At 64.4% G+C, this 5,062-nt stretch carries 6 protein-coding genes and 1 pseudogene; 4 read left to right on the top strand and 3 right to left on the bottom strand.

All coding sequences use genetic code 11. The annotated features are described in order from the left end of the window. The 3 genes and pseudogenes from RH857_RS04145 to RH857_RS04135 all read left to right on the top strand — a co-directional run. Positions 1 to 239 (top strand): annotated as a pseudogene (locus RH857_RS04145) (hypothetical protein); the annotation flags it as partial. After that, positions 236 to 595, top strand: coding sequence for a recombinase family protein (locus RH857_RS04140; RefSeq protein WP_310536713.1), 360 nt, complete (start codon positions 236 to 238; stop codon positions 593 to 595). The pseudogene RH857_RS04145 and the gene RH857_RS04140, both read left to right, overlap by 4 nt. A gap of 97 nt (positions 596 to 692) precedes the next feature. After that, entirely contained in the window at positions 693 to 2,294 is a 1,602-nt protein-coding gene (locus tag RH857_RS04135; protein WP_310536712.1) for an FAD-dependent oxidoreductase, read from the top strand. A 139-nt stretch (positions 2,295 to 2,433) separates the two neighbouring features. On the opposite strand, the gene RH857_RS04130 is transcribed toward RH857_RS04135, so the two are convergent. Both RH857_RS04130 and RH857_RS04125 read right to left on the bottom strand, forming a co-directional pair. After that, the gene (locus RH857_RS04130; RefSeq protein WP_310536711.1) at positions 2,434 to 2,667 is read right to left on the bottom strand and encodes a ribbon-helix-helix domain-containing protein; all 234 of its coding nucleotides are present in this window, start codon (positions 2,665 to 2,667) and stop codon (positions 2,434 to 2,436) included. 31 nt (positions 2,668 to 2,698) lie between these two features. Next, entirely contained in the window at positions 2,699 to 2,920 is a 222-nt protein-coding gene (locus RH857_RS04125) for a hypothetical protein (RefSeq protein ID WP_310536710.1), read from the bottom strand. Between the two features lie 505 nt (positions 2,921 to 3,425). On the opposite strand from RH857_RS04125, the gene RH857_RS04120 reads away from it, so the two are divergent. Further along, positions 3,426 to 4,157, top strand: coding sequence for a lipoate--protein ligase family protein (locus RH857_RS04120; RefSeq protein ID WP_310536709.1), 732 nt, complete (start codon positions 3,426 to 3,428; stop codon positions 4,155 to 4,157). Between the two features lie 51 nt (positions 4,158 to 4,208). Here RH857_RS04120 and RH857_RS04115 read toward each other — a convergent pair whose 3' ends face one another. Further along, positions 4,209 to 4,853: a vitamin K epoxide reductase family protein gene (locus RH857_RS04115; RefSeq protein ID WP_310536708.1), complete on the bottom strand. Its 645-nt coding sequence runs from the start codon at positions 4,851 to 4,853 to the stop codon at positions 4,209 to 4,211. Positions 4,854 to 5,062 lie beyond the last annotated feature (209 nt).

Genomic DNA, 5,062 nt, shown 5'->3' with positions numbered 1-5,062 from the left:
CGCCCCAGCACTGGGAAGCAGGCCTACTCAGCAACACATTTATGGCCTATAACCCCTGGCTGCACTTGATCGTGCTGGTCTGCATCTGGAACGCCTTGAAGTTCTTCTGGATCGGCCCCATCAGCCTGGTCCTGCTTGCCCGAGCCCGCATCCGCGAAGCCACCGCAGCGCGTCCCACCGAATCTGCCGCCACAAACACTGCGGGACAGTCTGGGCAACTGTCTGGTGCCCACTCATGAGGGCGTTCATCTATACCCGCAACGCCAGCCCCAGCTCCGAAGAACGTGACTGGCAGTATGAGCAGTGCAAGACCGCCGCCGAAGAACACCACTACGAAGTGATCGGCACAGCACACGACAACGGGCACGAACGCTCAGGACTGGCCACGCTCATCGAGCAGCTCCGCGCCCGCGACATCGACATCATCCTCACCACCGACCACGCGATTCCCGGCCCCACCATCAGTGCCCTCGCCGTGATGGCGAACGAGATGCACTGCGCCGGCGCACAACTGCTCACCTGCGCCGAACCATCAATGCCGCCCACCATCCTCGACATGATGCAGAAATTCGCATCCCGAGCACCTCTGCTGTGACCTCTCAACACCAGGTTCCGTGGCCCCTGACTTCTGGTTCTTGCCATTAGTGCAAGACCCCATGCCAGCAGCGCTGGCCAGATATACGGTGGTTTGCATGAGCACCAACACTGAGCGGCACCAGCCGCCGACCATGGAACGACACTGCGATGTCGCTATTATCGGGGGCTCAGCCGCCGGTCTCGGCGCGGCCCTTCAGCTTTCTCGCCAGCGCCGCAGTGTGGTGGTGGTCGACGATCAGACCCCTCGCAACGCCCCGGCCGCGCACATGCATGGCTACCTGGGACACGAGAGCGCCGCGCCGGATGCGCTCATGGCCACCGGACGCGAGGAGGTGCGCAAATACGGGGGTGAGGTGCTCACCGGTCGGGTCCTTGCGGTGCACCCTCGCGAGGATGGCCGGTTCAAGCTCGATCTGACTGGTGGACACTCCCTCGTAGCCCGTCGGGTCATCGCCGCGACCGGGCTGACCGACGAACTTCCGGCAATCGACGGCCTCGCCGCGCACTGGGGAGAGGGGGTCATCCACTGCCCCTTCTGCCACGGATTCGAAGTCCGGGACGAGCGGCTGGTGCAGGTCGTCACCCATCCGCTCGGTCTGCACCCTAGTGTGCTGTTGCGTCACCTGACCGACAGTCTGACTGTCGTCCTGCACGATCCGACCGGGATTGACCATGAGGTGATTGACACCCTCACTGCCGCCGGGGTCGCCATCGAACGCAATACAGCCACTCGGATCGTGACCACCGCAGAGGGTCAGATCCGCGGGGTGGAGCTCAGCGACGGCCGACTCCTGGAGGCCGATGCCGTGGTGGTAGGGCCTCGGTTCCGTGCCCGCGTTGAGGTGCTGGCCGGTCTCGGCCTGGCCTCCACCCCACACGCCAGCGGTATCGCGGAAGTCCTCGCGGTGGATTCCCGCGGTGAGACCTCCGCACCCGGCGTCTATGCAGCCGGCAACGTCACTGACCCCAGCCTTCAGGTCCTGGCCTCGGCCGCCCATGGCAGCCAGGTCGCAGCCGCAGTCGCCTTCAGCCTCGCTGACGAGGACCTCCGCGCCGCTGCGCGCAGATCCGGTGAACAGACAGACTGGGATCACCGATACGCAGGAGAAGGCCACACGTGGAGCGGCAACCCAAACGGCACCCTCGTGCACGAGGTCACCGACCTGAACCCCGGCCGGGCGCTCGATGTCGGCGCAGGTGAAGGTGCCGACGCCCTCTGGCTGGCCGAACACGGCTGGCAGGTCACTGCCACCGACATCTCCGGCAATGCGCTCAGCCGCGTGCGAGCCGAAGCCGAGCAGCGGGGCCTGGAGATCGAACTGATCCGCAGCGACGCCAACGACCCCGAACCATACGCAGGCAAGACTTTCGATCTGGTCTCACTGCAGTACGGATCGTTCAAACGCACCGCCGACCAGCGCGGACTCCACAATCTGCTGAACGCCGTCGCGCCCGCCGGCACCCTCCTGGTGGTGCACCATGACCTCACGCCTTTGCAGGAGCCGATCGACGTGGCAACTCAGACACGGATGTACGATCCGCACGCCTTTGTCGGTGTCGATGAGATCGCTGCCGCCCTCGCCGCTGAACCGGAGAACTGGGAGGTCACCACCCACGAAACCCGGCCACGTCCCGCTGGCGCAGCTAGCACCCACCACGTCGCCGATGTCGTGCTCCGAGCCACCCGCCGTAAGTAGGAACACCAACGCAATAGCTGCGACCTCACGACGGCAAAGTGAGCCCCGGCCGGCTGCGGGAACCTCACGCCAGGCGATTGGTGCTGAGGAAGTCCTCGCGGGGGCCCGATCTACCCGCGTCAAGGGAGCGTAGCAAGGATCAGTCGGAAGGCCGGGCGTCGGCTCGAACGGCTGGCCATGGCATACCAGCACCGGAGTCCATACCCTCCAGGACCTTCTGACGAAGGGCTCGACAGTGGCTCTCGTATCGTTCACGATCCTTGCGCACCAGCTCGATGAAGTACTCCTCGGCGGAGGCATAGTCCCCGTGGACTGTACGACGCTCGACGTAGGTATGGAGCTCATCAGGAACCGAGACTCGCAACGTTGCCATATGCCTACTGTAGGGCCATGCCGCTGTTCCTTCAGTCGGCCAGGTATCCCGTTTGAGGATCGATCTCTGCCAGGAATCGGCGGATCGCCTCTTCGTGCATATCGTCGTCGAACTCCTGTGTGGAAGAGGCCCCTATCTCGAAGTCGTGCCCAGGATTTCGGCCGGAGATCCACTCGTAGGAGTAGGTGTTCGGACTGCGACGACGGATGGAGAACGTCTCGCCGTCCACAGTCATCCTGTGTTCCTCTGTCACGTCAATATCCTCGCATGAAGGCATCTACGATCCGGCCTCATAGATTCCGCGGACTTCGCGGGTTCCTCTGCCGTACATGTCGTTCGCGCTCGCCCCCAAGGGGAGACCGTGGATGTCGGGAGAGGCCCAAGCCGCTTGCTGAGTTCATAGAAGTCAGCTCACTGGGGGAGTAGACTCCCAGTGCGTGATAATTCTCCACTCCGGCAGCCAGATGCTGCTTTTTCTCGCGAGTGGCACGCAGGAGGCACGAGCAATAAGTGCCGCCTCAGGAACCACGAGTTTCCGCCTCACCGAGGGTGCTCGGCAAGAACTGGGACTTCTAGTGCGCGTGTCGTAGGTCTTGGCAGGAAAACCTGATGATTAGGTCCCCATTCCCGACTCCTGCGGGGATGGGGACCTTCTTCGAGCCTGAAGCCCGCGGGTGAAGGGGGATCGCGTGCTCGCCCTCACCGTCCGAGGCCACGACTTCTGGACACCGCCCGAACATCAATAGACTGGAGTCCCTATGAACACTGAGGGATTGCTGGTCTACCGGCAGACGGAGTCTTGGGGAGCCGAGCGCGATCTGGAGTTAGCGCTGGACCTCTTGGCGGGAACACGTACCGAAGAGACCGGCCCCATGCTCCGCTTATACCGCCCTCAGCCCACCGTGGCCTTCGGGCAGCGCGATGCCAAGCTGCCGGGCTTCACAGCCGCCGCAGACGCCTGCCGCGCCGAAGGGTTCGAACCCCTGGTGCGACGCGCAGGGGGACGCGCCGCGGCCTACCACCCGGGGTCGCTGGTGATCGATCACATCGAGCCCGACGCCGATCCCATCCGTGAGTCTCAGGCCCGCTTCACCGCGTTTGGCGAGCTCTATGCCGAGGCGCTGCTGAACTGCGGCATGGACGTGGAGCTCGGACCCATCCCGCACGAATACTGCTACGGCGAGCATTCAGTGCACGGGGTCAAACCGGCCGAACCGGATGTGCGCATCAAACTGATCGGCACTGCTCAGCGCCAGATCGCCAGCGGATGGCTCTTCTCCAGCTCGATCATCGTCGAGGACGGACGTCCCATTCGCCGCGTGCTCACCAAGGCGTATGAGGCGATGGGACTGGAGTGGGATCCCCTGACCGCGGGAGCCGCCTCAGACCTGACTCCGGAAATCACGGTCGATCAATTGGAGGCGGCTGTGCTGGAGGTGTACTCCCGTCATTGGAGTCTCACGGAGGGAACCCCCGGACTGCTGCGGTAGTGGGGGGGGGGAGGTGCTGCCGACGTCGTCGCCCCCACCGGCTCCGGGAACTCAGTAGGTGAAGGCGTGGGGGAACTTCAGCACAATACTGAGGATCACCAAGAGATACAGCACGACGACGGCGACCCACCACCAGTCGGCGGCCACGCGGCGGACGGCCGCTGAGGCCGGCAGGACGCCGTGAATGATGTTCCGCGCGGTGGTCACCACGAAGAAGGGAATCACCGCGGCCCACACGACCATGCAGTAGGGGCACAGCACCCCAATGCTGAACACGGCCGAGTACCAGAGCCAGGTGATGAAGCCCATGGCGAAGACGGCCCCGGCTTGCAGTCCCAGGTAGTACCACCGTGGCATGCGCCCGGCGGCCGCCATGCTCAGGGTCGCTGCGATCAGCACAGGAAAAGCCACCACGCCGATGAAGATGTTGGGGAAACCGAAGGTCGCGGCCTGCCAGGAGCCCATGACCTCTCCGCAGGAGACCCAGGGGTTCACGTCGCAGGCGGTGATGTGGTCAGGATTCATCCACAGCTGCACGCGCTCATACAGCAGCAGGAAGCTGGCTGCGGCACCCACAATGCCGGTGATCAGCAGCCACAGGGCAAAACCGTACCGGCTGGCAAAGCTGGGGACACGCCCGGGATCAGCAGAAGCTGCAGAGGCAGGGGCGACGTCGTCGGAGACCTGAACGGACATAAGGTCATGCTACGCCTCAACCCTTGACGCCTCACGTTCAGGCTCGTGTGTCCCCGCCCGCGGAACAAGCTTCAGGCGTGATGGCGAGCGTGAGCTCGCCGGGAGCCGCGAGGTCAGGGACCCGTGCGCCCGGTGGGCCGGGTGTGTGGGCCACCTCGTGGAGAGCGCGGCGGGGTTTCCCCGCCCGCGGAACAAGCTTCAGGCGTGAT

It is taken from the genome of Nesterenkonia flava, assembly GCF_031432335.1.
Taxonomy (GTDB): Bacteria; Actinomycetota; Actinomycetes; order Actinomycetales; family Micrococcaceae; genus Nesterenkonia; species Nesterenkonia flava.
The sequence above is the reverse complement of the archived record's forward strand: the minus strand, read 5'-3'. Positions and strand labels throughout refer to the sequence as shown.

What these genes read in the sequence shown, in the direction of transcription:
- RH857_RS04140 (WP_310536713.1), top strand. Translation starts at nt 236, where the DNA reads ATGAGGGCGTTCATCTATACCCGCAACGCCAGCCCCAGCTCCGAAGAA.
- RH857_RS04135 (WP_310536712.1), top strand. Translation starts at nt 693, where the DNA reads ATGAGCACCAACACTGAGCGGCACCAGCCGCCGACCATGGAACGACAC.
- RH857_RS04130 (WP_310536711.1), bottom strand. Translation starts at nt 2,667, where the DNA reads ATGGCAACGTTGCGAGTCTCGGTTCCTGATGAGCTCCATACCTACGTC.
- RH857_RS04120 (WP_310536709.1), top strand. Translation starts at nt 3,426, where the DNA reads ATGAACACTGAGGGATTGCTGGTCTACCGGCAGACGGAGTCTTGGGGA.
- RH857_RS04115 (WP_310536708.1), bottom strand. Translation starts at nt 4,853, where the DNA reads ATGTCCGTTCAGGTCTCCGACGACGTCGCCCCTGCCTCTGCAGCTTCT.